Here is a 25,647-nt window from a genome sequence, read left to right on the forward strand (position 1 = left end):
CGGGGGGCGGAAACGGAGGGCTGAAAGGGGGGCGGCGGCGGCGGGGGAGAGCGGTCAGAGCAGGCCGCGGCGGCGGCATTCGGCCACCGCGACCCGCCCGTCCGGGACGAACGCCCAGCTCGGATCGGCGAGCCGCTCCAGCAACTCCGGGACCGCCATCCAGCCGCCGGCGGCCACCTCTTCCGGCTGATGTACGACCGGCCCGTCCCAGGTCGTCGCGTAGACGAACGCGAGGTAGTGGGTGTTGCCGTCGGCGTACCAGAACCGGAACGACGGCTCGAGCGGTACGCCGCTGATCCCCAGCTCCTCGGCGAGTTCGCGGGCCGCGGCGTCGTCGGGGCGCTCCCCGGCGAGCACCACGCCACCGGCGAAGCAGTCGTGGCGGCCGGGGTAGATGTCCTTGGTCTCGGTACGCCGGTGCACGTAGACCCGGCCGGCCGGATCCCGGACCAGGACGGCCGTCGCGCCGTGCGGGATGTTCTCCGCGCGTATCCGGGACCGCGGCGCCGTGCCGACGGTCCGCCCGTCGGCGTCGGCCGGGTCATAGCAGGCCACCAACTCATCCATTCCGGCCAGTTTTGCATGAGTTCACCGCACCGGTTCTCGCGTGCCCGCGGCTGGAGTGTCACACTGGAGAGCGACAGTGCAGTTCGCGCGCTCCGGGATCGGTGAAAGTCCGAACCGGCGGTAACAGTCCGCGACCCGCCCGTCGCCCCACCGGGGTCGGCGTGCGGTGGACCCGGTGGAATTCCGGGACCGACGGTGAAAGTCCGGATGGGAGGCAGCGCGCGGGTCGGCGCCGGTCCGCCTGCGCCGTGGCACGCGGCAGGTCCGCGTGCGCCCGCGTCTTCCCCTCAGCACCTGGTGTGTGTAACGGCACGCCAGGGAGGACACGAGGGTGAGCGCTCCGGTCGAAGCCGCGATGCGGCGCGCGTTGGCGCTCGGGCGCTCCGCGCTCGGCCGGACGAGCCCCAATCCGCCGGTCGGCTGCGTCCTGCTCGATGAGTCCGGTCGGGTCGTCGGCGAAGGCGCGACCGCGCCCGCCGGCGGGCCGCACGCCGAGATCGTCGCGCTGCGCGAGGCCGGTTCCCGGGCGCGTGGGGCCACCGCGGTCGTCACCCTCGAACCCTGCCGCCACGTCGGGCGGACCGGGCCGTGCACCCGGGCTCTCGTGGAGGCCGGAATCACCCGCGTCGTCTACGCCGTCGACGACCCCGATCCGGCGGCCGGCGGGGGAGCAGGAGATCTGCGCGCCGCCGGCGTCGCGGTGGAGGCCGGCCTGCTCGCCGACGAGGCCGCGCGGGGCGCACTGGAGGCGTGGCTGTTCGCCGTACGCCACGGCCGTGTCTTCGTCACCTGGAAGTACGCCGCCACCCTCGACGGGCGCACCGCCGCACCGGACGGCACCAGCCGGTGGATCACCGGCCCGATGGCCCGCGCGCAGGTGCACCAGCTGCGCGCGGACAGCGACGCCGTCCTGGTCGGTGTCGGCACCGTGCTCGCCGACGACCCGCAGCTGACGGTCCGCGGGCCGGACGGCGAGCCGGTCGGCCGGCAGCCGCTGCGGGTGGTCTTCGACCGCTCCGGGCGTACGCCGGCCGGCGCCCGGGTCCGCGACGACGCCGCCCCGACCCTGCTGACCACCGAGGCTCCCGCGCGCGTGCTCGCGTCCCTCTACGACCGCGGCGCGCGCAGCGCCCTCCTCGAGGGCGGCGCCACGCTCGCCGGCGCGTTCGTCGCGGCCGGACTCGTCGACCGGGTGGTCGGCTACGTCGCCCCGAAGCTGCTCGCCGGCGGGCCGCCGGTGCTGGCCGGCGCCGGAATCGACACGCTCGCCGGGGCGTTGGCCCTCGACATCGACACCGTGGCCCAGGTGGGCCCGGACGTCCGCATCATCGCCCGACCTACCCGGGAGGCCTAGCCCGTGTTCACCGGAATCGTCGAGGAGCTCGGGGAGGTCACCGGCCTGTCCCGGTCGGCCGACGCCGGCGTACTCGCCGTACGCGCCCCGCTCGTGACCGCCGACGTGCACGACGGCGACTCGATCTCGGTCAACGGCGTGTGCCTGACCGTCATCGACACCGACCACGACGTGTTCCGCGCCGATGTGATGGCCGAGACCCTCAACCGGTCGTCACTCGCCGAGCTCGCCCCGGGTGATCCGGTCAACCTCGAGCGGTCCGTTCCGGCCGGCGGCCGGCTCGGCGGCCACATCGTGCAGGGTCACGTCGACGGCACCGGCCGGATCGAATCCCGCACCCCGGGCAGCGCGTGGGAATCGGTGCGGATCCGGCTGCCCGACGGGCTTTCGCGCTACGTCGCGGAGAAGGGCTCGATCGCGGTCGACGGCGTGAGCCTGACCGTCGTCGAGGTCACCGACGAGGACTTCACGGTCGGGCTGATCCCGACCACGCTCGCCCGGACCACGCTCGGCCGGAGACAACCCGGCGACCCGGTCAACCTGGAGGTCGATGTGCTGGCGAAATACGTCGAACGACTGCTCGTCGGGAGGCCGGCATGAGCGGCTGGTTCGGCTGGGCCAACGCGGTCGCGTTCACCGTCGGCTCGCAGGCGGTGAGATGGTCCGACCTGCTCGGCAACATCTGCGCGCTGGCGACCGTCGCGTTCGCGCTACGCCGGCACATGCTGACCTGGCCGGTGCAGATCGCGAGCTGCATCCTGCTCTTCGGCGCCAACGTCAGCGTGCACCTCGGCGGCAACGCCGCCCGGCAGGTCGCGCTCGGCGTGATGGCCGGCTACGGCTGGTGGCGCTGGCGGCGCGGGATCGCCAAGACCTCCGACGTTCCGGTCCGGTTCGCCACCATGCGCGAGCGGATCGTGCTGGTCGGCGCGCTCGCCATCGGCACGCTGGCCTTCGCCTGGCTGCTGTCGGCGACCAACGCGTCCTTCGCGCCGCTGCCCGACGCCTACATCTTCATCGGCAGCCTGGCGGCGACGTTCGCCCAGGCCCGGGGCTGGGTGGAGTTCTGGATCGTGTGGGTGCTCGTCGACGTCGTCGGCGTACCGCTGGCGGTCAGCCACGGACTGGTGGTCAGCGGCGCCGTCTACGGCGTGTTCCTCGCCATGTGCCTGTTGGGGATCCGTGACTGGACCATCCGGTCCCGGCAGATCGGGGTGAGTGCGTGATGACCGAAGAAGCCGCCGCGAGGGTCGAGCGGGCCGTCGCCGAGATCTCCGCCGGACACGCGGTGGTCGTCGTCGACGACGCGGACCGGGAGAACGAGGGCGACCTCGTCTTCGCCGCCGAGAAGGCCACCCCGCAGCTGCTGGGCTTCACGATCCGGCACACCAGCGGCGTCGTGTGCGTGCCGCTGGCCGGCGAGGACTGCGACCGGCTCGAGCTGCCGCCGATGTACCACACGAATCAGGACCGGAAGAAGACGGCGTACACCGTCTCGGTCGACGCCCGCGAGGGTACGACGACCGGGATCTCGGCGGCCGAACGCGCCCACACCATCCGGACCCTCGCCAACCCCGACACCGGATCGGGCGACCTGTCCCGGCCCGGCCACGTCTTCCCGCTGCGGGCGGCCGAGGGCGGAGTGCTACGCCGCGCCGGGCACACCGAGGCCGCGGTCGACCTGGCCCGCCTGGCCGGGCTGCGTCCGGCCGGCGTCGTCTGCGAGCTGGTCAACGACGACGGCTCGATGCAGCGGCTGCCGGCGCTGACCGAGTTCGCCGATCGCCACGACCTCGCGATGGTCACGGTGGCCGACCTGATCGCCTACCGGCGCCGGTTCGAGAAGCAGGTGCAGGCCGTCGCCGTCGCCCGGATCCCCACCCGTTACGGCGATTTCCGGGCCACCGGCTACCGCAGCACGGTCGACGACCGCGAGCACATCGCGCTGATCAAGGGCGACATCGGCGACGGGCAGGACGTGCTGGTCCGGGTGCACTCCGAATGCCTTACCGGTGACGTGTTCGGTTCGCTGCGCTGCGACTGCGGGCCGCAGTTGAACGCCGCGCTCGCCGCCGTCGCGGCCGAGGGCCGCGGGGTGGTGCTCTACGTGCGGGGGCACGAGGGTCGCGGCATCGGACTGATGCACAAGCTGCAGGCCTACCAGCTGCAGGACTCCGGGCACGACACGGTCGACGCCAACACCGAGCTGGGGCTGCCCGCCGACGCGCGTGACTATGGCACCGGCGCACAGATCCTGCTCGACCTCGGCGTACACACCATGCGGTTGCTGACCAACAACCCCGACAAGCGCGCCGGGCTCGAGGGTTACGGGCTGGCGATCGTCGGCCGGGTCAGCCTGCCGGTGCACCACAACCCGGAGAACCTGCGTTACCTGACCACCAAACGCGACCGGATGGGCCACGACCTGCCCGGCCTGCCGCACCCCGAGGTGACCGGGGACGGGGCGGGGGTGCGCGGTGAGCGGTGAGGGGCGGCCCGAGCTGTCCACAGTGGACGCCGCCGGGCTCACGCTGGGGATCGTCGCCACCCGGTGGCACGCCGACATCGTCGACCAGCTGCTCGAACGCTCCGTGGACTGCGCCGCCAAGTGCGGGGTCGCCGAGCCGCTGGTCGTCCGGGTCGCCGGGTCGGTCGAGCTGTCGGTGGTGGCGCAGGAGCTCGCCCGCCGGTGCGACGCGGTCGTCGCCCTCGGGGTCGTGATCCGCGGCGGTACGCCGCACTTCGACTACGTCTGCCAGGCCGTCACCGACGGTCTCACCCGGGTCGCGCTCGACGAGTCGACCCCGATCGGTAACGGAGTCCTCACGTGTGACACCGTGGAGCAGGCGCTCGAGCGGTACGGCGGGCGCGACAGTAGCGAGGACAAGGGCTGGGAGGCGACGGTGGCTGCGCTCGAGACTGCGCAGACGCTGCGCGAGCTCCGACATCGCGGCTGAGACCGCCGCCCCGTCCGTCTCACCGAGAGGAATCTCGCGCGTGCTCTCGCTCGTGCTGCCCAAGGGATCGCTGGAGAAGGCGACCCTCGAACTCTTCGCCGCAGCCGACCTCACCGTCCGCCGCGGCACCGACCGCGACTACCACGCCTCCATCGACGACCCGCGCATCGACCGGGTCCGGTTCCTGCGCCCGCAGGAGATCCCGGTCTACGTCGAGCAGGGCCTCTTCGACCTCGGGATCACCGGCCGCGACTGGATCGCCGAGACCGGCTCCGACCCGGTCAGCCTCGGCGAGTTGCAGTACAGCCGGGCCACCGCCAAGCCGGTGAAGATCGTCGTCGCCGTGCCGCAGTCGCACCCGGCCCAGCACGCCGCGGAACTCCCCGACGGCGTGCGGGTGTCGACCGAGTTCCCGGAGCTGACCCGCCGCTACTTCGCCGACCTCGGCGTGAAGGCCGTCGTCGTACCGTCGCACGGAGCCACCGAGGCGAAGGTGCCCGACATCGTCGACGCCATCGTCGATCTCACCGAGACCGGCTCGTCGCTGCGCCGGGCCGGGCTGAAGATCATCGACACCCTGCTGACCAGCTACACCGAGCTGGTCGCCAACAGGGCGTCCTACGCCGACCCGGCCAAGCGCGCCGCGATGGACGACGTCGCGTTGCTGCTGCGCAGCGCGATCCGGGCCCGCGGGCGGGTGCTGCTCAAGCTCAACGTCGCCGAGGCCGACCTGCCCAAGGTGCTCGAGATCATCCCGTCGGCCGGGTCGCCGACGTTGATGCCGCTCGCGTCGGGGGTGCACTCCGCGGTCGAGGCCGTGGTCCCCAAGACCGGGATCAACGAGCTGATCCCCGCGCTCAAGGCCGCCGGTGCGTTCGACATCCTCGAACTGCCGATCGGCAAGATCGTCGACTGAGGCCGTGTCCGACACCGACGCCCCTTCATGATCAAGCGGGATCCGGTACGCCGGATCGCGCCGGACCCCGCTCCCGATCGCGCCGGGCCGGCTCATGAGAAGGCCGACATCGCGACTCCGGTCGCGCTCGGGCTGGCGCTGTTCGGCGGGGTGCTGATCGCGACCCAGTCGCGCATCAACGCGCAGCTCGGCGCGGACCTCGGCCAGCCGCTGGTCGCCGCCCTCGTCTCGAACAGCGTCGGGCTGACCGCTCTCACCATCGTCTTCGTGCTGCGCCGCGGCACCCGCGCGGCACTGGTCCGGACCCTGCGCTCCGGGCTGCCCTGGTGGCGGTATCTGGGCGGGCTGTGCGGTTCGGTGCTGGTCGGCGGCGCGACGCTGATCGTGCCGACCCTCGGTGTCGCGGTGTTCACCGTCGGCATCGTCGCCGGCCAGACCAGCGGAGGACTGGCCGTCGACAAGATCGGGTTGGGGCCGGGCGGACGTCGGCCGGTCACCGGGTTGCGCGTCGCCGGCGGCCTGCTTGCCCTCGTCGCGGTCGCCGTGAGCGAGTTGTCGCACGGGGCCGGTGACGTCACGGCGCCGTGGCTCGTCGTGGCCGCCGCCGGAATCGGCGTGCTGAGTGCGATCCAGCAGGCCCTCAACGGCTCCCTGCAGCGGGTCGCCCGCGACCCGTTCGCCCCGGCCGGGATCAACTTCGTGGTCGGGACGATCGGACTGGCCGTCGCGGTCGCGGTCGTGGTGATCGTCGACGGAGCGCCCCTGCACGCGTGGCCGGTCCACTGGTGGCTCTACATCGGTGGCCTGCTCGGGGTCGGCACCGTGCTGACGGCGGTCCTGGCGGTACGCCGGCTCGGCGTACTCCGGCTCGGGCTCGGCGTCATCGCGGGCCAGCTCACCACGGCGGTGATCCTCGACGTCGTCACTCCCGCCGCGCACCGCACACTCACCGCCAGCGTCATCCTCGGCGTGCTGCTGACCTTCGTCGCCGTCGCGATCGCCGGGTGGGTCCCCCGGCGCCCGGCGCCGGACCGGGCTGCACACTGAAGCCGTGACCGACGAGCGGGCGGTGCTGCGGGTGCGGCCCGAGCGGCTGCGCCGCTGGTGCCTGGCGGCGTCCGCGGTCGTCGTAGTGGCCTGCACGGTCGGTGCGGTGCTGCTGCGCACCGTGCCGGACGGGCGCCACTTCCACTTCTCCGACCAGGTGGCCGTTTTCCTGCTCGGTGTCCTGATCGCGGCCGGCATCATGGTCTTCGCCCGGCCCCGGGTGCGGGCCGACGCCGGGCAGCTGTGGGTACGCAACATCCTCGGCTCGCACACCGTGCCGTGGTCGCTCGTCACCGCCGTGCGGTTCGAGGACAAGGCCTGGTGGGCATCACTGGAGCTCGTCGACGGCGACGTGCTCGCGCTCGTCGCCGTGCAGGCCATCGACGGGCCGCGGGCCGTCGACGCGCTCACCGGCCTGCGTGCGCTGCACGCACAGGCGGCCGCCGGCCATCCCCGGCCCTCTGCGTGAACTGGTAACCTGAGTGCTGCGACCGCCTCCACCTCGGTGGAGGGAAGCAAGTGGAGCCCCGCTCCCACCCGCGCCGCCTCCGGTGGACGGGTCCGGTTCAGCTCCGGGGAACACCCGGAGTGCTCGTCGTCGGATCGCTCCGACGGCGGCCGGTCGAGAGCGGGCCCCGCGAGCTCACGTTCGCGGGGCCTTCGTCGATATCGACGTATTAACGATATCGATCGATGAGGGCCTGCGGACGTCCGGACGCTCCGGTACATACCGTCTCGAGGAGGCCCCATCAGCGTCGAACCCCGTATCAACGACCGCATCCGTGTGCCCGAGGTCCGGCTTGTCGGACCTGAGGGTGAACAGGTCGGCATCGTCCGTATCGACGACGCCCTGCGGTTGGCGCGTGAATCCGATCTCGACCTGGTCGAGGTCGCACCGATGGCCCGCCCGCCGGTCTGCAAGCTCATGGACTACGGCAAGTTCAAGTACGAGAGCGCGCAGAAGGCGCGGGAGGCTCGGCGTAACCAGAGCCTCACGGTCATCAAGGAGATGAAGCTCCGCCCCAAGATCGACCCGCACGACTACGCCACCAAGAAGGGGCACGTCGAGCGGTTCCTCAAGGCGGGCGACAAGGTCAAGATCACGATCATGTTCCGCGGACGTGAGCAGTCCCGGCCCGAGCTGGGCTTCCGGCTGCTGCAGCGCCTCGCCGAGGACGTCGACGAGCTCGGTTTCGTCGAGTCCGCGCCGAAGCAGGACGGCCGCAACATGATCATGGTGATGGCCCCGCACAAGAACGCGCCGAAGACCACCCGGGTCAGGTCCACGCCGAGCACCGAGACCGAGGCGCCCGCGACGACCCGGGCCTGACAGACTGACCGACTGACTGACCGACCGGCCGAGCCCGCAGGGGCCGGTCGGTGCCGATCCGAGCCGATGTCGCTCGGCCGACCAGAGAGCGAAGCATGCCCAAGAACAAGACCCACAGTGGCGCCGCCAAGCGGGTCAAGGTGAGCGCGCGCGGCAAGCTGCTCCGCCAGCAGGCCGGACTCCGGCACAAGCTGGAGAAGAAGTCCTCCCGGCACACCCGCCGGCTGACCGGAGTCGTCGAGGTCGCACCGTCCGACCGCAAGACGCTGCGCCGGCTGCTCGGCCGCTGACCCCGACATCCCCCCAGATCCGATGACCCCCCGCCGGCTCCGGCCGGCGCGAGATGAGAAGCAGGTGCACCCGTGGCACGCGTGAAGCGGGCGATCAATGCCCAGAAGAAGCGCCGTACGACGCTCGAAGCGGCCAGCGGCTACCGCGGCCAGCGTTCGCGCCTCTACCGCAAGGCGAAGGAGCAACTGCTCCACTCCGCGACCTACTCCTATCGCGACCGCAAGGTCCGCAAGGGCGACTTCCGCCGGCTGTGGATCACCCGGATCAACGCCGCGAGCCGGGCGAACGGGATGACCTACAACCGATTCATGCAGGGCCTGCGGGCCGCCGGTGTCGAGGTGGACCGCAAGGTCCTCGCCGACCTCGCCGTGACCGACGAGGTGGCCTTCGCCGCTCTGGTGGAGACCGCCCGCGCCGCACTGCCGGCGACCGCCGCCGACTCCGCGGCCTGAGCCACCGGCGACAGCCGCCGGCCCGGCGCCGGACACCGCAGCCGAGGTGAACACCGATCAACCGGTCACCGACCGGACCCCACGGGTCGCCGCCGCGCGGGCGCTGACCCGACGGGTCGGGCGCGAGCGGGCCGGCGCATTCCTGGTCGAAGGTCCGCAGGGGGTCCGTGAGGCGGTCGCCATGGCGGCCGGTCGACCCGGCGTCGTGCGGGAGATCTTCGGCACCGACGCCGCCCTGGCCCGCCAGTCCGGCATCGTCGACGCCGCGCGCGAATCGGGGACCCGGGTCTCCCGGGCGACCGACCGGGCGCTCGCCGGGCTGGCCGACACCGCTCACCCGCAGGGCCTGGTCGCGGTGTGCGCCGTGGTCGACGTACCGCTCGCCCAGGCGTTCTCCGCCACGCCGCGGCTGGTCGCCGGGCTGGTCGAGGTCCGCGACCCCGGCAACGCCGGCACCGTGCTGCGCTGCGCGGACGCGGCCGGCGCGGACGCGGTGATCTTCGCCGGTGACGTGGTCGACCCCTACAACGGCAAGTGCGTCCGGTCCTGCGCCGGAAGCCTCTTCCATCTGACCGTCGTACGCGACGTGACGGCCCGGAACACGGTCGAGACGGCCCGCGCGAACGGGCTGCAGGTGCTCGCCGCGGACGCGTCGGGGGAGTGTGACCTCGACGACCTCGCCGACGCCGGCGGGCTCGCGGCGCCGACCGCCTGGCTGTTCGGCAACGAGGCGCACGGCCTGCCGGACGACGTCGCGGCCGGCGCCGACCGCCGGGTGCGGGTGCCGATCCATGGCCGGGCCGAGAGCCTGAATCTCGCCGCCGCCGCCGCGGTCTGCCTCTACGCCTCCGCGCGGGCGCAGCGCGGGCGGAATCCCGGCGGCGCCGCGACCGGGCAAGGCATAGGCTGACGGCCATGACCGCCACCCAGCGATTCTGCCGGCCCGCCGGGGCCGGTCGCTGACGCGGCAGTTGCCCCGTCGGGCTGCGGCCGAGCCGCTCGGGCCCAGTCAATAGACTCCGTAGCCGGCGCCGTGGGCGCCCTACCGGAGCCGGCCCACGGGAGCGATCCAGCCATGTCAGGTGTCAACGATCCATACGACCCGAAACAGGTCGCCGCGCTCGAACCGGCGGCGCTGTCCGGCGCGGTCGCCGCGGCCGAGAAGGCCTTCGCCGACGCCGCCGACCTCGACCAGCTCACCGCACTGAAGGCGCCGCACCTCGGCGACCGGTCGCCGGTCCTGCTCGCCCGGCGCGAGATCGGTGCCCTGCCGCCGCAGGCACGCAAGGACGCCGGCCGCCATGTGAACGAGGCGCGTACCGCGGTGCAGGCCGCCTTCGACGCGCGCCGCGCCGCGCTGACCGCCGAGCGTGAGCAGCGGGTGCTGCGCGAGGAGGCGGTCGACGTCACCCTGCCGACCGGCCGCCGTCCGGTCGGGGCCCGGCACCCGGTGACCACCGGGTCCGAGCGGATGGCCGACATCTTCGTCGCGATGGGCTACGAGGTCGCCGAGGGTCCGGAGGCCGAGACCGAGTGGTTCAACTTCGACGGCCTGAACTTCCTCCGCGACCACCCGGCCCGCGGCCTGCACGACACCCTTTTCCTCGACCCGCCCGAGAACGGCGTGGTGTTGCGCACCCACACCTCGCCGGTGCAACTGCGCAGCCTGCTCACCCGTGAGCCGCCGGTCTACGTCGTCGTACCCGGTCGCACCTACCGGGACGACCCGTTCGACGCCACCCACCTGCCGGTCTTCGCCCAGCTCGAGGGACTCGCGGTCGACCGCGGGCTGACCATGGGGCACCTGCGCGGAACGCTCGACCGGCTCGCGCAGGGGATGTTCGGCGACGAGGCCCGCACCCGGCTGCGGCCGCACTACTTCCCGTTCACCGAGCCGAGCGCCGAGGCCGATCTCTGGCACCCGCAGGCCAAGGGCGGCCCGCAGTGGGTCGAGTGGGGTGGCTGCGGAATGGTGCACCCCAACGTGCTGCGCGCCGCCGGCATCGACCCCGAGGTCTACACCGGCTTCGCGTTCGGGATGGGGATCGACCGGACCGTGATGGTGCGGCACGGGGTCGCCGACCTCCGCGAGTTCGCCGAGGGCGACGTCCGGTTCACCCGGCACTTCGGTCTGGAGGCGTAATGCGGGTCCCGCTGTCCTGGTTGATCGAGGCCGTCCCGGCGCTGCGCGACGAGCCGGCGGCCGAGGTCGCCGACCGGCTGACCCGTGCCGGGGTGGAGGTCGAGGAGATCCACGTCACCGGCCCCGTCGATGTCGACGGTCTGGTCGTCGGGGAGGTGGAGCAGCTCGAGGAGCTGACCGAATTCTCGAAACCGATCCGGCACTGCCTCGTGCGACTGTCCACATCGGACACCCCGGATGCGGTGCGCAGCATCGTGTGCGGCGCCACCAACTTCGCGGTCGGCGACCGGGTCGTCGTGGCGACCCCGGGCGCCGTACTCCCCGGCGGGATCCGGATCGGCTCCCGCAAGACCTACGGGCACCTGTCCGACGGGATGATCTGCTCCGCCGCCGAGCTCGGCCTCGGCGATGACCACACCGGCATCCTCGTCCTCCCACCGGAGGCACCGATCGGTGCCGACGCGGTCGCCCTGCTCGGTCTGCACGACGCCGTGCTCGTCACCGAGCCGACCCCGGACCGCGGCTACCAGCTGTCCGTCCGCGGACTCGGCCGCGAGCTCGCCGCGCTCACGGACACGCCGTACGTCGACCCGGCGCGCGTCGAGCCACTGCCCCCGGCCGGCGACGGCTTCCCGGTGCGGCTGGCCGACGACGTCGTGCGCGACGGCGCGTGCGACCGCTTCTGCGCCCGGGTGATCCACGGTTTCGACCCGGTGGCGCCGAGTCCCCTGTGGCTGCAGGCCCGGCTGGCGAAGTCCGGGATGCGGCCGATCTCGTTGGCCGTCGACGTCACCAACTATGTGATGCTGCTGCTCGGACAGCCGATGCACGCCTACGACCGGGCCCGGCTCGCCGAGCCGATCACCGTGCGCCGGGCGGCGGCCGGCGACACGCTGACCACGCTCGACGGGGTGCAGCGCGACCTGGCGGTCGGCGCCGACCTGCTGATCACCGACGCGAAGCGCGTGCAGGGCATCGCCGGGGTGATGGGTGGCGCCGACAGCGAGGTGTCGGCGGCCACCACCGAACTGCTGCTCGAGGCCGCCCACTTCGGCCCGCGGGTCACCAGCCGATCCGTCCGCCGGCACGCACTGCTCTCCGAAGCCGGCCGGCGGTTCGAGCGCGGCGTCGACCCGCAGCTGCCGCCGGCGGCCATCGAGCTCGCGACCCGGCTGCTCGTCGAGTACGGCGGCGGCAGCGCCGAGGACGTCATCACCGACGTCGGCGCCGTACCGGCGGTCGAGCCGATCCGGGTCGACCCGGCCGGCATCGGCCGGCTCGTCGGTGTGCCCTACCCGACCGAGGTCGTCACCCGCCGCCTCACGCAGGTCGGCTGCGTGGTCAGCGACGGTGGCGCCGTACTCGAGGTCGCCGCGCCGCCCTGGCGGCCGGATCTCGTCGAGCTGCCCGACCTCGCCGAAGAGGTCGCCCGGCTGGAGGGTTACGACGCGATCCCGCCGGTGCTCCCGCGCGCCGCCGCCGGGCACGGCCTGACCTCCCGCCAGCGGCGCCGTCGCTCGGTGTCCCGCGGGGTCGCCGACCACGGCTACGTCGAGACCCCGTCGGTGTCGTTCCAGTCGGCGGAGGTGTTCGACGCGCTGCGGCTGCCCGCGGACGACCCGCGGCGCCGGCTGGTCCGGATCGCCAACCCCATCTCGGCCGAGCAGCCCTACCTGCGGTCGACGCTGCTGCCGGGACTGCTCGCCACCCTGGTCCGCAACCTCGGCCGCGGCGCCGAGGAACTCGCGTTGTTCGAGACCGGGACGGTCTTCTCCGAACCCGAGGGCGGACGGCCGCCGGCTCCGGTGCTGGCGGGTGCCCGTCGGCCGGACCCGGCCGAACTCGCCGCCCTCGACGCGGCGCTGCCGATCCAGCGCGAGCATCTCGCCGTCGCCCTCACCGGCCGGGTCGAACCGGCCGGCTGGTGGGGTCCGGGGCGGGCGGCGTCCTGGGCCGACGCCGTCGACGTGGCCCGGCTGGCCGTCTCGGCGGCCGGTGCCCGCAGCGACGTACGCGCCGCGAACCGGGCTCCGTGGCACCCGGGCCGGTGCGCCGCGCTCGTCGTCGGCACGCCGGACGGGGAGCTGGTCGTGGGATACGCCGGCGAACTGCACCCGGCGGTGTGCGAGGCGCTGGAGTTGCCCGCGCGCACCGTCGCCGCCGAGATCGACTTGGGCGCGGCGCTCGACGCCGCCGTCGACGAACCGTCGGCGCCGCGGGTGTCGCCCTACCCACCTGCCACCCGCGACGTGGCGCTGGTCGTCGACGCCGACGTCCCCGCCGCGCAGGTCGAGGCCGCGCTGCGGGCCGGCGCGGGCGAACTGCTCGAGGACGTGCGGCTCTTCGACGTCTTCTCCGGCGCGCAGGTGGGGGAGGGCCGCAAGAGCCTCGCCTACACGCTGCGGTTCCGGGCTCCGGATCACACCCTCACCGCGGAGGAGGCGACCGCCCTGCGCGACGAAGCGGTCGCCGAGGCCGCACGCCGTACCCGCGCCGTCCTGCGCACCTGACCCCTCCCCGCTCCACTCGGGCGCCCGATTCCGCTTGAACGTCACGTTCAAGCGCTCTAGCCGCATCAACGTCACGTTCAGGCGGAATGGGACGCCTGGTTACGGGAACTCGTTTTGCATAGGAACCCGGGCTAGTGAATAATCTTCCGCATGGGTGTCAGGGTCGCGGTCGCCGGTGCCAGCGGGTACGCCGGTGGTGAGCTGCTGCGGCTGATCGAGGGGCACCCGGAGTTCGAACTCGGCCCGGTGACGGCGCACTCCCAGGCCGGCCAGACCCTCGGCACCATCCACCCGCAGCTGCCCGCACTCGCCGACCGGGTGCTGGCGGATACCACGCCCGACGCCCTCGCCGCGGCCGACGTCGTCTTCCTGGCGCTGCCGCACGGCGAGTCGGCCGCGCTGGCCGGTGCGCTGCCGCCCGACGTACGCATCGTCGACCTCGGCGCCGACCACCGGCTGACCGACGCCGACGCCTGGTCGGCCTACTACCCGGGTCCGCACGCCGGGGCATGGACCTACGGACTGCCGGAGCTGCCCGGCCAGCGCGCACGCATCGCGGACTCCACCCGGGTCGCCAACACCGGGTGTTACGCCGTCTCGGTCATCCTGGCCCTCGCGCCGCTCATCGCGGCCGGCCTGGTCGAGCCCGACGACGTCGTGGTCGTCGCCGCATCGGGTACGTCGGGCGCCGGGCGCGGGAGCAAGGCGCACCTGCTCGGCAGTGAGGTGATGGGTGATCTGTCGCCGTACAAGGTCGGCTGCCACCAGCACGTGCCCGAGATCAAGCAGGCGAGCGGCGCCCGGTCTTTGACGATGACGCCGGTGCTGGCGCCGATGCCGCGGGGCATCTTCGCCTCGGTCTCCGCGCGTCCGCGTCCGGGAGTGGACGACGCGCAGGTCCGCGCCGCCTTGCAGCAGGCCTACGACGACGAACCCTTCGTCCACCTGCTCGCCGAGGGCCGGTGGCCGCACACCGCGGCGACCTCCGGTTCCAACTCCTGCCAGCTGCAGTCCACTGTGGACATCGACTCGGGACGCGTCGTCGTCGCGTCGGCGATCGACAACCTCGGGAAGGGCGCGGCCGGTCAGGCCGTGCAGAACGCCAACCTCGTGCTCGGTCTGCCCGAGACCGCCGGGCTGTCCGCCAACGGCGTCGCCCCGTGAGAATCGGAGCAGCGGAGTGAGTGTCACCGCCGCGGCCGGGTTCCGCGCTGCCGGAATCGCCGCCGGGCTGAAGACCTCGGGGGCGCTCGACCTCGCGCTCGTCGTCAACGACGGGCCGTCCGACGCCGCCGCCGGCGTCTTCACCGCCAACCGGGTCAAGGCCGCGCCGGTGCTCTGGTCGCAGCAGGTGCTCACGACCGGCCGGCTGCGCGCGGTCGTCCTCAACTCCGGCGGTGCCAACGCGTGCACCGGTCCGGACGGCTTCGCCGACACGCATGTCACCGCCGAGCAGGCCGCCGACGTGCTCGGAATCGGTGCGCTCGACGTCGCCGTCTGCTCCACCGGCCTGATCGGCGTACGGCTGCCGATCGACGCCCTGCTGGCCGGCGTCGGCAAGGCCGCCGGCGCGCTCTCCCGCGACGGTGCCGACGACGCCGCCCATGCGATCATGACGACCGACACGGTGGCCAAGACGGCACAGGTCGACGGCGACGGCTGGACCGTTGGCGGGATGGCGAAGGGCGCCGGGATGCTGGCGCCCGCGCTGGCCACCATGCTGTGCGTGCTGACCACCGACGCCGACGTCGATCCGTCCACATTGGACACTGCGCTGCGCGCGGCCACCCAGGTGACATTCGACCGCGTCGACGCCGACGGTTGCCTGTCGACCAACGACACGGTGCTGCTGCTCGCCAGCGGCGCATCGGGCCACCGGCCCGACACCGCCGAGTTCGCCGCCGCCGTGCAGGAGGTTTGCCGCCAACTCGTCATGGCGTTGCTGGCCGACGTCGAAGGGTCGACGAAGAAGATCGGGATCACCGTCCACGCCGCCGCCACTGAAAAGGAGGCGGTCGACGTCGGCCGCGCCGTGGCCCGCAGCGCGCTGCTGAAATGCGCGCTCTACGGCAACGACCCCAACTGGGGCCGGGTGTTGGCAGCGGTCGGGACGACGAGCGCCACCTTCGACCCGGACGCCCTCGACGTATCCATCAACGGCGTGCAGGTGTGCCGGTCCGGCGCGGCCGGCGACGACCGGAGCCTGGTGGACCTCAGCGGCTCGGACATCGACATCGACGTAGGTCTGTACGCCGGTACGGCGCAGGCCACGGTCTGGACCACGGACCTCACCGAGGGCTACGTGCGCGAGAATTCGGCGTACCCGTCATGACCCGGCACGCGACCGCACTGGCCAAGGCGGCGACCCTCGTCGAGGCACTGCCGTGGCTCGAGCAGTTCCACGGCGCCGTCGTCGTGGTGAAGTACGGCGGCCACGCGATGGCCGACGAATCGCTGCGCGAGGCCTTCGCGCAGGACATCGTCTTCCTCCGGTACGCCGGCCTGCGGCCGGTCGTCGTGCACGGCGGCGGCCCGCAGATCACCGCGCACCTCGACCGGCTGGGCATCGCCTCGGAATTCCGCGCCGGGCTGCGGGTCACCACGCCGGAGGCCATGCAGGTGGTGCGCATGGTGCTGGTCGGTCAGGTCAACCGCGAGGTGGTCGGCGGCGTCAACGCGCACGGCACGTTCGGCGTCGGCCTGTCCGGCGAGGACGCCGGGCTGCTGACCGCCGAACGCCGGACCGCCGTCGTCGACGGCGAGCCGGTCGACCTCGGCTCGGTGGGCGACGTCGTCGACGTCGACCCCGGCGCGGTGCACAGCCTGCTCGACGACGGACGGATCCCGGTCATCGCGACCGTCGCCCGGGGCCGTGACGGCGAACTGTTCAACGTCAACGCCGACACCGCGGCGGCCGCGCTCGCGGCGGCGCTGCACGCGCAGAAGCTCGTCGTCCTCACCGACGTGGAGGGCCTCTACGCCGACTGGCCGGCCACCGACGAGATCATCAGCGACATCCGGGCGAAGGAGCTCGCCGACCTGCTGCCGACCCTGTCCGCCGGGATGGTGCCGAAGATGGAGGCCTGCCTGCGCGCGGTGCACGGCGGGGTGCCGCAGGCGCACGTCCTCGACGGCCGCGTGCCGCACGCGTTGCTGCTCGAAGTCTTCACCGACGAGGGAGTGGGAACCATGGTCCTGCCCGACGAGGAGCCGACCGCATGAGTGAAATCGACCTGCAGGGCCGCTGGCAGGCGGCCTTCATGGACAACTACGGCACCCCACCGCTCGCCCTCGAGCGTGGCAAGGGCGCCCGCGTGTGGGACGTCGACGGCACCGAATACGTCGACCTCTACGCCGGCATCGCCGTGAGCGCGCTCGGGCACTCGCACCCCGCGGTCGTCGACGCGGTGACCCGGCAGGTCGCGACGCTGGCCCACACCTCCAACCTCGTCCTCAACCTGCCGGCGTTGCGGCTCGGGGAGCGGCTCAGCGCGCTGTGCGGCCCCGACGCCCGCGTCTTCCTCTGCAACTCCGGCGCCGAGGCGGTGGAGGCGGCGATCAAGGTCGTGCGCCGCCACCACGCCGACCGGGTGCAGATCGTCGCCGCCGAAGGCGGTTTCCACGGCCGCACCCTGGGCGCCCTGTCGGTCACCGGCCAGCCGGCCAAGCGGGCTCCGTTCGCGCCGCTGCTCCCGGACGTGACCTTCGTGCCCTACGGCGACGCCGAGGCGCTGCAGCGGGCCGTCACCGACGACACCGCGGCCGTGATCCTCGAACCGGTGCTAGGCGAGGCCGGGGTCATCCCCGCACCGGCCGGATACCTCGAGGCCGCACGTGCGGCGTGTGACCGGACCGGTGCGCTTCTCGTCCTCGACGAGGTGCAGGGCGGCATCGGGCGGGCCGGCGCATGGTTCAGCCACCAGGTGGTCGCCCCGGGGGTCGCGCCCGACATCGTGACGCTGGCCAAGGGGCTGGGCGGCGGCCTGCCGATCGGTGCCTGCATCGCCCGAGGTGCCGCCGGTACCGCGCTGCAGCCGGGCGACCACGGCACGACGTTCGGCGGCAACCCGGTGTCCTGCGCCGCGGCCCTCGCCGTACTCGACACCATCGAGCAGGACGGACTGCTCGACACCGCCCGGGTCTACGGCGACCATCTCGCCGACGCCGTCGCCGCACTGCACGACCCGCTCGTCGACCATGTACGCGGCGTCGGGCTGTGGCGCGCGGTCGTGCTGACCGAGGCGGTGGCGAAAGAGGTAGAGGCGGCCGCGCGGCAACACGGGGCGCTGGTCAACGCGGTCGCGCCGGACGCCGTCCGCCTGGCACCGGCACTGGTCATCAGCCGTGAGGAGATCGACACGGGTGTCGCGGCGTTGGGCGCCGCGCTGGCGGAGGTGTCGGCCTGATGCCACGGCACTTCCGGCGCGACGACGACCTCAGCCCGACCGAGCTCACCGAGGTCCTCGATCTCGCCGACACCATGAAGCGCGAACGCTTCGACCACCATCCCCTCGCCGGCCCGAGGTCGGTCGCGGTGATCTTCGACAAGCCGTCCACCCGGACCCGGGTGTCGTTCGCCAACGGAATCGCCGAGCTCGGCGGCTACCCGCTGGTCATCGATGCGCAGTCGAGCCAACTCGGCCGCGGCGAACCGGTGGAGGACACCACCCGCGTGCTCGACCGGCAGTGCGCTGCGATCGTGTGGCGGACCTTCGCCCAGGACCGGCTCGAGGCGATGGCCCGGGTCAGCCGGGTACCGGTGGTCAACGCGCTCACCGACACCTTCCACCCGTGCCAGCTGCTCGCCGACCTGCAGACCGTGCGTGAACGGTTCGGGTACCTCGCCGGGCTCACCCTCACCTACCTCGGCGACGGCGCCAACAACATGGCGCACAGCTACCTGTTGGCCGGCGCGTCCGCCGGGATGCACGTCCGGATCGGTTCGCCCGAGGGTTACGAGCCGGATCCGGCGATCCTCGCCGCCGCCGAGCAGATCGGGGGCGCGACCGGCGGCTCCGTCGCCGCGGTCCGCGATCCGCAGGCGGCCGCCGACGGCGCCGACGTACTCGCCGCCGACTGCTGGGTGTCGATGGGGCAGGAGAAGGAGACCGGCGCGCGGTCCCATCCGTTCGTGCCCTACGCCCTCGACGAGGCCGCGCTCACCCGCGCCTCCGACAAGGCGATCGTGCTGCACTGCCTGCCGGCCTACCGTGGCCAGGAGATCGCGGCGGCGGTGATCGACGGCCCGGCGAGCGCGGTGTGGGACGAGGCGGAAAACCGGCTGCACGCGCAGAAGGCGCTGCTCACCTGGCTGCTGGAGCGGTCATGAGCACCAAGACCGCCGCGTCGGTGCTGACCAAGGCGGCCCGGCACGCCCGCATCGTCGACGTCGTGGCGCGCCAGCCGGTGCGCTCGCAGTCCGAGCTGATCCGGCTGCTCGCCGAGGACGGCGTCACCGTGACGCAGGCGACGCTCTCCCGCGACCTGGAGGAGCTCGGCGCGGTGAAGCTGCGCGGGCCGGACGGTGGCGCGTCGGCCTACGTCGTACCCGAGGACGGCGTACCCGTCCCGATCAGGGCGCTGACCGGCCCGGCCCCCGCGCTGCTGGCCCGCCGTCTCGCCGAACTGTTGGTGGCCGTCGACTCCAGCGGCAACCTCGCCGTCATGCGTACGCCGCCCGGCGCCGCGCATTTCCTCGCCTCGGCGCTGGACCGCGCCGGACTGCCCGACGTCGTGGGCACGGTGGCCGGCGACGACACGGTCCTCGTCATCGCCCGCGAGCGGCTCGGCGGGGCCGGCCTCGCGGACCTGCTACGCCGGTTGTCTCAGGGAACAGAAACCACGAAGGAGCACACGTGAGTACCAGTAAGCGGGTCGTCCTCGCCTACTCAGGCGGTCTGGACACGTCGGTCGCGATCGGCTGGATCACCGCGGAGACCGGCGCCGAGGTCATCGCCGTGGCCGGTGACGTCGGCCAGGGCGGGGAGGAGCTCGACGCGATCCGCGACCGCGCCCTCAAGTGCGGGGCGGTGGAGGCGGTCGTCGCCGACATGCGCGACGAGTACGCCGACGAATACTGCCTGCCCGCGCTCAAGGCCAACGCGCTCTACATGGACCGCTACCCGCTGCTGTCCGCGCTGTCCCGCCCGGTGATCGTCAAGCACATGGTGGTGGCTGCCCGCCGTTACGGCGCTGATGCGATCGCCCACGGCTGCACCGGAAAGGGCAACGACCAGGTGCGGTTCGAGGTCGGCATCGGCGCGTTGGCGCCGGATCTCGACGTGCTCGCGCCGGTGCGCGACTCCGGCATGACCCGCGACAAGGCGATCGCGTTCGCCGAGGAGAAGGGGCTGCCGGTCGACGTCACCAAGAAGTCGCCGTACTCCATCGACCAGAACGTGTGGGGGCGGGCGGTGGAGACCGGCTTCCTCGAAGACATCTGGAACGCGCCGACCGAGGACGTCTACTCCTACACCGCCGACCCGTCGGTGCCCCGCGCCGCGGACGAGGTGGTCATCACCTTCGAGCAGGGTCGGCCGGTGGCCATCGACGGTCACCCGGTCACGATGCTGCAGGCCATCGAGGAGCTCAACCGCCGCGCCGGTGCCCAGGGGATCGGGCGGATCGACATGGTCGAGGACCGGTTGGTCGGCATCAAGAGCCGGGAGATCTACGAGTGCCCCGGCGCCGTCGCGCTGATCACCGCGCACCAGGAACTCGAGAACGTCACCGTCGAACGCGACCTGGCCCGCTTCAAGCGCACGGTCGACCAGCGCTGGGCCGAGCTGGTCTACGACGGGCTGTGGTTCTCCCCGCTCAAGCGGGCCCTGGACGCCGTCATCGACTCGGCCAACGAGCAGGTGCACGGCGACGTGCGGCTGACGCTGCACGGCGGCCGGGCGGTCGTCACCGGCCGGCGCAGCGAGCGGTCGCTGTACGACTACAGCCTCGCGACCTACGACTCCGGCGACACCTTCGACCAGCGGCTGGCCAAGGGCTTCGTCGAACTGTGGGGACTGCCGAGCAAGATCGCCGCGCAGCGCGAGCAGCGCCTCTCCGCCCCGGGCGGAGGCGACGTGGGAGGTCCGGCGGGTGGCTGACACCCCAACCGGCGCGGCGAGTCGCTCGTCCACCGGGTCGGCCCGGCTGTGGGGCGGTCGCTTCACCGGCGGCCCGGCGGACGCGCTGGCCCGGTTGTCGCTGTCGGTGCAGTTCGACTGGCGGCTCGCGCCCTACGACCTGGCCTCCTCCCGGGCGCACGCGCGGGTGCTGCACGGTGCCGGACTGCTCGACGACGACGAGCTCGCCCGCATGCTGGGCGCGCTCGACGACCTCGACGAGGCGGTCCGTACCAATGACTTCCGTCCGACCGTCGAGGACGAGGACGTACACACCGCGCTGGAACGCGGACTGCTCGAGCGCCTCGGCGCCCTCGGCGGAAAGCTCCGCGCGGGCCGCAGCCGCAACGACCAGGTGGCGACCGACCTCCGGCTCTACCTCCGCGACGCCGCCCGCCAGGTCGCCGCGCAGGTCGCCGAGCTCGAGACCGCGCTGGTGGCCAAGGCCGAGCAGCATCGGACGGCGCCGGCGCCCGGCATGACGCACCTGCAGCACGCCCAGCCGGTGCTCTTCGCCCACCACCTGCTCGCGCACGTGCATGCGCTGGCCCGTGACGTCGACCGGCTGCTCGACTGGGATCGGCGGGCCGCGGTGTCGCCGTTGGGCGCGGGCGCGCTCGCCGGCTCGTCGCTGCCGCTGGATCCGGCCGCGACCGCCGCCGAGCTCGGCTTCGCGGCACCGGCCGGCAACTCGATCGACGCGGTGTCCGACCGGGACTTCGCCGCGGAGTTCCTCTTCGTCGGCGCGCTGCTCGGCGTACACCTGTCCCGCATCGGCGAGGAGATCTGCCTCTGGGCGAGTCGCGAGTTCCGGTGGATCGCGCTCGACGACGCCTACGCGACCGGCTCGTCGATCATGCCGCAGAAGAAGAACCCCGACATCGGGGAGCTGGCCCGCGGAAAGTCGGGCCGGCTCATCGGCAACCTGACCGGGTTGCTGGCGACGCTGAAGGGCCTTCCGCTCGCGTACGACCGTGATCTGCAGGAGGACAAGGAGCCGGTCTTCGACACCGTCGAACAGCTCCTGCTCGTCCTGCCCGCCCTCGCCGGTCTCGTCTCGACGATGACGGTCGACGTGGATCGGCTCGCCGCGTCCGCGCCGGAGGGGCATGCCCTCGCCACCGACGTCGCCGAGTGGCTGGTCCGGCAGCGGGTGTCGTTCCGCGACGCCCACGAGATCGCCGGCGCACTGGTGCGCTGGTGCGACGAGCACGGGTGCGAGCTGTGGGAGGTCGGCGACGAGCAGCTCGCCGAGGTCGATTCGCGGCTCACCCCGGAGGTGCGGTCTGTCCTGACGGTGACCGGCGCCCTGCAGGCCCGGTCGGCGGTCGGCGGTACGGCGCCCGACCGGGTCGCCGAGCAACTGGCGGAGCTGGCGGACGTCGCCCACGGGCATGCCGCGTGGGCGCGGGGTGACCAGACCTGAGGAGGGTCGGCAGGCGGTTGCTCGCCCGACCGGTGCTCGGGGTCGCCCGTGACCTGCTGGGTGCGGTGGTCACCGCACGATCGTCCGGCGGCACCGTGGCGGTCCGGCTCACCGAGGTCGAGGCATACGCCGGTCTGCGTGACCCGGCGTCGCACGCCTTCCGCGGTCCGACGACTCGTACGGCGGTGATGTTCGGCCCGCCGGGCTACCTCTACGTCTACTTCACCTACGGCATGCACTGGTGCGCCAACATCGTCTGCGACGTCGACGGGACGGCGGCCGCGGTGTTGCTGCGCGCCGGTGAAGTCGTCTCCGGACGCGACCTGGCCCGCAGCCGCAGGCCGGCGGCCCGGGTCGACCGCGACCTGGCCCGTGGCCCGGCCCGGCTCGCCGGCGTGCTGGGGCTCACCGGTGCCGACTCCGGCGCGGATCTGTGCTCCGCCGGCGGTGCGATCCGGGTACATCGTCCGGACTCCGTGGGGGAGCGCGCCGTGCGCACCGGACCGCGGGTCGGGATCCGCGCCGCCGCCGACTGGCCGTGGCGCTTCTGGCTGCCGGCCGAGCCGACGGTCACGGCGTACCGTCCGGCGGCCCGCCCGCGGTCACGCGGCAGCGAGCCGGCTGGTGTGATGGAGCAGACCGTCCGTCGCCCGGCAGTCGGCGGTGCAGCGATGAAGGAGGATGTGTGAGCGACCCGAGCGCCCTGCCCAGCCATCTGGAGGAGGCGCACCGTCGGCTCGCCGCCGGAGCCGCGCAGATCCTGCCGGAGGGCGGGCTGGCCGAAAAGCTTGCCGCAGCCGACCGCGCGGGCCGACCGCTGCGGGTCAAGCACGGGATCGACCCGTCCGGCACCGAGCTGACGATCGGGCACGCGGTGGTGCTGCGCAAGCTGCGCCAGTTCCAGGACCTCGGGCACCTCGTCGTCCTGGTCGTCGGCGACTTCACCGGGATGGTCGGTGACCCGAGCGGGCAGTCGATCACCCGCAGGCAGCTCACCGCCGCGCAGACCGAGGCCAACTCGGCCACCTACCTCGACCAGCTCATGCGGGTCCTCGACCCGGACCGCATCGAGGTACGGCGCAACAGCGAGTGGCTGGCCGGCATGACCCTGGCCGATGTCGTCAGGGAGACGGCGGTGCTCACCGTGGCGCAGCTGCTCGAGCGGGACGACTTCGCCAAGCGCTTCGCCGCGCATCAGCCGATCTCGCTGTCGGAGTTCCTCTACCCGTTCCTGCAGGGTTACGACTCGGTGGCCATCGAGGCCGACATCGAGCTCGGCGGCACCGATCAGACCTACAACCTGCTCGTCGGCCGGGACCTGCAGCGGGCCCACGGCCAGGTGCAGCAGGTGGTGCTGACCCTGCCCCTGCTCGAGGGTCTCGACGGCGTGCAGAAGATGAGCAAGTCCCTCGGTAACTACGTCGCGATCGCCGAGCCGGCGGCCGAACAGTTCGGCAAGCTCATGTCGATCCCCGACCCGCTGGTCGCGCGCTACGCGACCCTCGCGACCGACCTCGGCCCGGACGAGGTGGCCGGGATCGAGCGGGCGATCGCCCAGGGCGGCTCCGGGGCGAACGCCGCCAAACGGCAGGTCGCCCGGGCCATCGTCGCGCTCTACCACCCCGACCCGGCCGCGGAGCAGGCCGAGGCCGCGTTCAACCAGGTGTTCCAGCGGCGGGAGATCCCGACCGACGTACCCGAGGTCCGGCTGCCCGACGGCGACCCGGTGCACCTGCCCGCCGTCCTCCGTGCGGCCGGCCTGGTGCCCTCGACGTCGCAGGCCCGGCGCCAGCTGGCGGACGGCGCAGTGCGCGTCGACGGGACCCGGCTGGGACCCGACACCCTCGACCTGCCCCGGGCCGACCTGGTCGGGCGCGTGGTGCAGGTGGGTCGCCGGCACGCGGCCCGGCTGATCGACTGAACAAAGCCCGACTATGCCCGCGCGTCAGCCTGCGAACCGACGGCGCAGACCGCCCTCCAGCCCGGATTTGACTGGCGCGGCCGGAGACCGTAATGTTCCCTTCGTCGCCAGGAACGGCACTCGGAGCACCTGCGAGAAAGCGTTCAGGCGGCAGGCAGTAGCCTGATGGCATCCGTGCCATGGTGGTCGATCGCTACCAATATGGATCGTCTGGGCCGGGTTTGACACCCTGAGCCCGAACCCTTAGGCTGAAACAGTTGCCCCGGAGACCGCCGAAAGGCTGTTGATGGTGCGCGTCCGTCCCTTGAGAACTCAACAGCGTGCCGAAAGTTAGTGCCAGCACAACAACTCCGTCATAGGGGTGATCGGACACCGTCCGGCCGCTCTTACTGATGGTTCCTTTGAAATGCCGGCGAGCAGATCGTTGCTCGGCGGTGCAGATCATGCTGCTCATCGAGCAGCACTTCGTGTGTCACTTCTCCGTCCACTCGGGTTTCTGGGTGGCGGTTAAGTCATAGACATCTACGGAGAGTTTGATCCTGGCTCAGGACGAACGCTGGCGGCGTGCTTAACACATGCAAGTCGAGCGAGGCCCCTCTTTCGGGAGGGTGCCCTAGCGGCGAACGGGTGAGTAACACGTGGGCAACCTGCCCTCAGCTCTGGGATAACTCCGGGAAACCGGGGCTAATACCGGTTACGACCACAGGTGGCATCACCTTGTGGTGGAAAGATTTATCGGCTGAGGATGGGCCCGCGGCCTATCAGCTTGTTGGTGAGGTAGTGGCCCACCAAGGCAACGACGGGTAGCCGGCCTGAGAGGGCGACCGGCCACACTGGGACTGAGACACGGCCCAGACTCCTACGGGAGGCAGCAGTGGGGAATATTGCGCAATGGGCGAAAGCCTGACGCAGCGACGCCGCGTGAGGGATGACGGCCTTCGGGTTGTAAACCTCTTTCAGCAGGGACGAAGCGAAAGTGACGGTACCTGCAGAAGAAGCACCGGCCAACTACGTGCCAGCAGCCGCGGTAACACGTAGGGTGCAAGCGTTGTCCGGAATTATTGGGCGTAAAGAGCTCGTAGGCGGCCTGTCACGTCGGCTGTGAAAACCCGGGGCTCAACCCCGGGCCTGCAGTCGATACGAGCAGGCTGGAGTGTGGTAGGGGAGACTGGAATTCCTGGTGTAGCGGTGAAATGCGCAGATATCAGGAGGAACACCGGTGGCGAAGGCGGGTCTCTGGGCCACTACTGACGCTGAGGAGCGAAAGCGTGGGGAGCGAACAGGATTAGATACCCTGGTAGTCCACGCCGTAAACGTTGGGCGCTAGGTGTGGGGGCCTTTCCACGGCCTCCGTGCCGCAGCTAACGCATTAAGCGCCCCGCCTGGGGAGTACGGCCGCAAGGCTAAAACTCAAAGGAATTGACGGGGGCCCGCACAAGCGGCGGAGCATGTTGCTTAATTCGATGCAACGCGAAGAACCTTACCTGGGTTTGACATGCGCGGAAATCCGGCAGAGATGTCGGGTCCGCAAGGGCCGCGCACAGGTGGTGCATGGCTGTCGTCAGCTCGTGTCGTGAGATGTTGGGTTAAGTCCCGCAACGAGCGCAACCCTCGT

The 25,647-nt window shown here is 72.2% G+C and carries 25 protein-coding genes, 1 rRNA gene and 1 riboswitch; of the genes, 25 read left to right on the plus strand and 1 reads right to left on the minus strand.

The window, feature by feature from the left end:
- Window positions 1–54: 54 nt before the first annotated feature.
- Window positions 55–567, minus strand: coding sequence for an NUDIX domain-containing protein (locus tag VGH85_23050; protein ID HEY2176699.1), 513 nt, complete (start codon window positions 565–567; stop codon window positions 55–57).
- 83 nt (window positions 568–650) lie between these two features.
- Window positions 651–792, plus strand: a riboswitch (FMN riboswitch).
- 130 nt (window positions 793–922) lie between these two features.
- On the opposite strand from VGH85_23050, the gene ribD reads away from it, so the two are divergent.
- The 25 genes from ribD to VGH85_23175 all read left to right on the plus strand — a co-directional run.
- Window positions 923–1,921 (plus strand): bifunctional diaminohydroxyphosphoribosylaminopyrimidine deaminase/5-amino-6-(5-phosphoribosylamino)uracil reductase RibD, encoded by a 999-nt coding sequence (gene ribD / locus VGH85_23055; protein ID HEY2176700.1) that lies wholly within the window; start codon window positions 923–925, stop codon window positions 1,919–1,921.
- Between the two features lie 3 nt (window positions 1,922–1,924).
- Entirely contained in the window at window positions 1,925–2,521 is a 597-nt protein-coding gene (locus VGH85_23060) for a riboflavin synthase (GenBank protein HEY2176701.1), read from the plus strand.
- Window positions 2,518–3,147: a nicotinamide mononucleotide transporter family protein gene (locus VGH85_23065; protein ID HEY2176702.1), complete on the plus strand. Its 630-nt coding sequence runs from the start codon at window positions 2,518–2,520 to the stop codon at window positions 3,145–3,147. Before VGH85_23060 ends, VGH85_23065 begins: the two co-directional genes overlap by 4 nt.
- Window positions 3,147–4,409, plus strand: a complete 1,263-nt coding sequence (locus VGH85_23070; protein HEY2176703.1) for a bifunctional 3,4-dihydroxy-2-butanone-4-phosphate synthase/GTP cyclohydrolase II — start codon at window positions 3,147–3,149, stop codon at window positions 4,407–4,409. The genes VGH85_23065 and VGH85_23070 overlap by 1 nt, the downstream gene beginning before the upstream one ends.
- Window positions 4,399–4,878: a 6,7-dimethyl-8-ribityllumazine synthase gene (gene ribH, locus VGH85_23075; protein HEY2176704.1), complete on the plus strand. Its 480-nt coding sequence runs from the start codon at window positions 4,399–4,401 to the stop codon at window positions 4,876–4,878. Before VGH85_23070 ends, ribH begins: the two co-directional genes overlap by 11 nt.
- 40 nt (window positions 4,879–4,918) lie before the next feature.
- The gene (gene hisG / locus VGH85_23080) at window positions 4,919–5,794 is read left to right on the plus strand and encodes an ATP phosphoribosyltransferase (GenBank protein ID HEY2176705.1); all 876 of its coding nucleotides are present in this window, start codon (window positions 4,919–4,921) and stop codon (window positions 5,792–5,794) included.
- 27 nt (window positions 5,795–5,821) lie between these two features.
- Window positions 5,822–6,841 (plus strand): DMT family transporter, encoded by a 1,020-nt coding sequence (locus VGH85_23085; GenBank protein ID HEY2176706.1) that lies wholly within the window; start codon window positions 5,822–5,824, stop codon window positions 6,839–6,841.
- 4 nt (window positions 6,842–6,845) lie between these two features.
- Window positions 6,846–7,310 (plus strand): PH domain-containing protein, encoded by a 465-nt coding sequence (locus VGH85_23090; GenBank protein ID HEY2176707.1) that lies wholly within the window; start codon window positions 6,846–6,848, stop codon window positions 7,308–7,310.
- A gap of 258 nt (window positions 7,311–7,568) precedes the next feature.
- Window positions 7,569–8,171 (plus strand): translation initiation factor IF-3, encoded by a 603-nt coding sequence (gene infC / locus VGH85_23095; GenBank protein HEY2176708.1) that lies wholly within the window; start codon window positions 7,569–7,571, stop codon window positions 8,169–8,171.
- A 95-nt stretch (window positions 8,172–8,266) separates the two neighbouring features.
- Window positions 8,267–8,461: a 50S ribosomal protein L35 gene (gene rpmI / locus VGH85_23100; GenBank protein HEY2176709.1), complete on the plus strand. Its 195-nt coding sequence runs from the start codon at window positions 8,267–8,269 to the stop codon at window positions 8,459–8,461.
- Between the two features lie 72 nt (window positions 8,462–8,533).
- Window positions 8,534–8,914: a 50S ribosomal protein L20 gene (gene rplT, locus VGH85_23105; GenBank protein HEY2176710.1), complete on the plus strand. Its 381-nt coding sequence runs from the start codon at window positions 8,534–8,536 to the stop codon at window positions 8,912–8,914.
- 46 nt (window positions 8,915–8,960) lie between these two features.
- Window positions 8,961–9,824, plus strand: coding sequence for an RNA methyltransferase (locus VGH85_23110; protein ID HEY2176711.1), 864 nt, complete (start codon window positions 8,961–8,963; stop codon window positions 9,822–9,824).
- 165 nt (window positions 9,825–9,989) lie between these two features.
- On the plus strand, window positions 9,990–11,057 hold the full coding sequence (locus VGH85_23115) for a phenylalanine--tRNA ligase subunit alpha (GenBank protein ID HEY2176712.1): 1,068 nt from the start codon (window positions 9,990–9,992) through the stop codon (window positions 11,055–11,057).
- Window positions 11,057–13,567, plus strand: coding sequence for a phenylalanine--tRNA ligase subunit beta (pheT, locus tag VGH85_23120; GenBank protein HEY2176713.1), 2,511 nt, complete (start codon window positions 11,057–11,059; stop codon window positions 13,565–13,567). The genes VGH85_23115 and pheT overlap by 1 nt, the downstream gene beginning before the upstream one ends.
- 150 nt (window positions 13,568–13,717) lie before the next feature.
- The gene (gene argC, locus VGH85_23125) at window positions 13,718–14,731 is read left to right on the plus strand and encodes an N-acetyl-gamma-glutamyl-phosphate reductase (GenBank protein HEY2176714.1); all 1,014 of its coding nucleotides are present in this window, start codon (window positions 13,718–13,720) and stop codon (window positions 14,729–14,731) included.
- A gap of 16 nt (window positions 14,732–14,747) precedes the next feature.
- Complete coding sequence (gene argJ / locus VGH85_23130) at window positions 14,748–15,899, plus strand: bifunctional glutamate N-acetyltransferase/amino-acid acetyltransferase ArgJ (GenBank protein HEY2176715.1); 1,152 nt, start codon at window positions 14,748–14,750, stop codon at window positions 15,897–15,899.
- A complete protein-coding gene (argB, locus tag VGH85_23135) occupies window positions 15,896–16,789 on the plus strand; it encodes an acetylglutamate kinase (GenBank protein ID HEY2176716.1) in 894 nt (297 codons plus the stop codon). Before argJ ends, argB begins: the two co-directional genes overlap by 4 nt.
- Window positions 16,786–17,973 carry an acetylornithine transaminase gene (locus tag VGH85_23140; protein HEY2176717.1) on the plus strand — a complete coding sequence of 396 codons (1,188 nt, stop codon included), beginning with the start codon at window positions 16,786–16,788 and terminating at the stop codon, window positions 17,971–17,973. The genes argB and VGH85_23140 overlap by 4 nt, the downstream gene beginning before the upstream one ends.
- Window positions 17,973–18,896: an ornithine carbamoyltransferase gene (argF, locus tag VGH85_23145; protein ID HEY2176718.1), complete on the plus strand. Its 924-nt coding sequence runs from the start codon at window positions 17,973–17,975 to the stop codon at window positions 18,894–18,896. Before VGH85_23140 ends, argF begins: the two co-directional genes overlap by 1 nt.
- On the plus strand, window positions 18,893–19,426 hold the full coding sequence (locus tag VGH85_23150; GenBank protein ID HEY2176719.1) for an arginine repressor: 534 nt from the start codon (window positions 18,893–18,895) through the stop codon (window positions 19,424–19,426). Before argF ends, VGH85_23150 begins: the two co-directional genes overlap by 4 nt.
- Window positions 19,423–20,667: an argininosuccinate synthase gene (locus tag VGH85_23155; protein HEY2176720.1), complete on the plus strand. Its 1,245-nt coding sequence runs from the start codon at window positions 19,423–19,425 to the stop codon at window positions 20,665–20,667. Before VGH85_23150 ends, VGH85_23155 begins: the two co-directional genes overlap by 4 nt.
- Window positions 20,660–22,111 carry an argininosuccinate lyase gene (gene argH / locus VGH85_23160; GenBank protein ID HEY2176721.1) on the plus strand — a complete coding sequence of 484 codons (1,452 nt, stop codon included), beginning with the start codon at window positions 20,660–20,662 and terminating at the stop codon, window positions 22,109–22,111. The genes VGH85_23155 and argH overlap by 8 nt, the downstream gene beginning before the upstream one ends.
- Window positions 22,112–22,128: 17 nt before the next feature.
- Window positions 22,129–22,800 (plus strand): DNA-3-methyladenine glycosylase, encoded by a 672-nt coding sequence (locus tag VGH85_23165; protein ID HEY2176722.1) that lies wholly within the window; start codon window positions 22,129–22,131, stop codon window positions 22,798–22,800.
- Window positions 22,797–24,032 (plus strand): tyrosine--tRNA ligase, encoded by a 1,236-nt coding sequence (gene tyrS, locus VGH85_23170; GenBank protein ID HEY2176723.1) that lies wholly within the window; start codon window positions 22,797–22,799, stop codon window positions 24,030–24,032. Before VGH85_23165 ends, tyrS begins: the two co-directional genes overlap by 4 nt.
- A gap of 521 nt (window positions 24,033–24,553) precedes the next feature.
- A 16S ribosomal RNA gene (locus VGH85_23175) occupies window positions 24,554–25,647 on the plus strand; the annotation flags it as partial.

Source organism: Mycobacteriales bacterium (assembly GCA_036497565.1).
Taxonomy (GTDB): domain Bacteria; phylum Actinomycetota; class Actinomycetes; order Mycobacteriales; family QHCD01; genus DASXJE01.

Bases quoted from the DNA above. Each gene is read 5' to 3' on its own strand.
- VGH85_23050 (HEY2176699.1), bottom strand. From the start codon at position 567: ATGGATGAGTTGGTGGCCTGCTATGACCCGGCCGACGCCGACGGGCGG.
- ribD (HEY2176700.1), top strand. From the start codon at position 923: ATGCGGCGCGCGTTGGCGCTCGGGCGCTCCGCGCTCGGCCGGACGAGC.
- VGH85_23065 (HEY2176702.1), top strand. From the start codon at position 2,518: ATGAGCGGCTGGTTCGGCTGGGCCAACGCGGTCGCGTTCACCGTCGGC.
- VGH85_23070 (HEY2176703.1), top strand. From the start codon at position 3,147: ATGACCGAAGAAGCCGCCGCGAGGGTCGAGCGGGCCGTCGCCGAGATC.
- VGH85_23085 (HEY2176706.1), top strand. From the start codon at position 5,822: ATGATCAAGCGGGATCCGGTACGCCGGATCGCGCCGGACCCCGCTCCC.
- rpmI (HEY2176709.1), top strand. From the start codon at position 8,267: ATGCCCAAGAACAAGACCCACAGTGGCGCCGCCAAGCGGGTCAAGGTG.
- VGH85_23115 (HEY2176712.1), top strand. From the start codon at position 9,990: ATGTCAGGTGTCAACGATCCATACGACCCGAAACAGGTCGCCGCGCTC.
- pheT (HEY2176713.1), top strand. From the start codon at position 11,057: ATGCGGGTCCCGCTGTCCTGGTTGATCGAGGCCGTCCCGGCGCTGCGC.
- argC (HEY2176714.1), top strand. From the start codon at position 13,718: ATGGGTGTCAGGGTCGCGGTCGCCGGTGCCAGCGGGTACGCCGGTGGT.
- argB (HEY2176716.1), top strand. From the start codon at position 15,896: ATGACCCGGCACGCGACCGCACTGGCCAAGGCGGCGACCCTCGTCGAG.
- VGH85_23140 (HEY2176717.1), top strand. From the start codon at position 16,786: ATGAGTGAAATCGACCTGCAGGGCCGCTGGCAGGCGGCCTTCATGGAC.
- argF (HEY2176718.1), top strand. From the start codon at position 17,973: ATGCCACGGCACTTCCGGCGCGACGACGACCTCAGCCCGACCGAGCTC.
- VGH85_23150 (HEY2176719.1), top strand. From the start codon at position 18,893: ATGAGCACCAAGACCGCCGCGTCGGTGCTGACCAAGGCGGCCCGGCAC.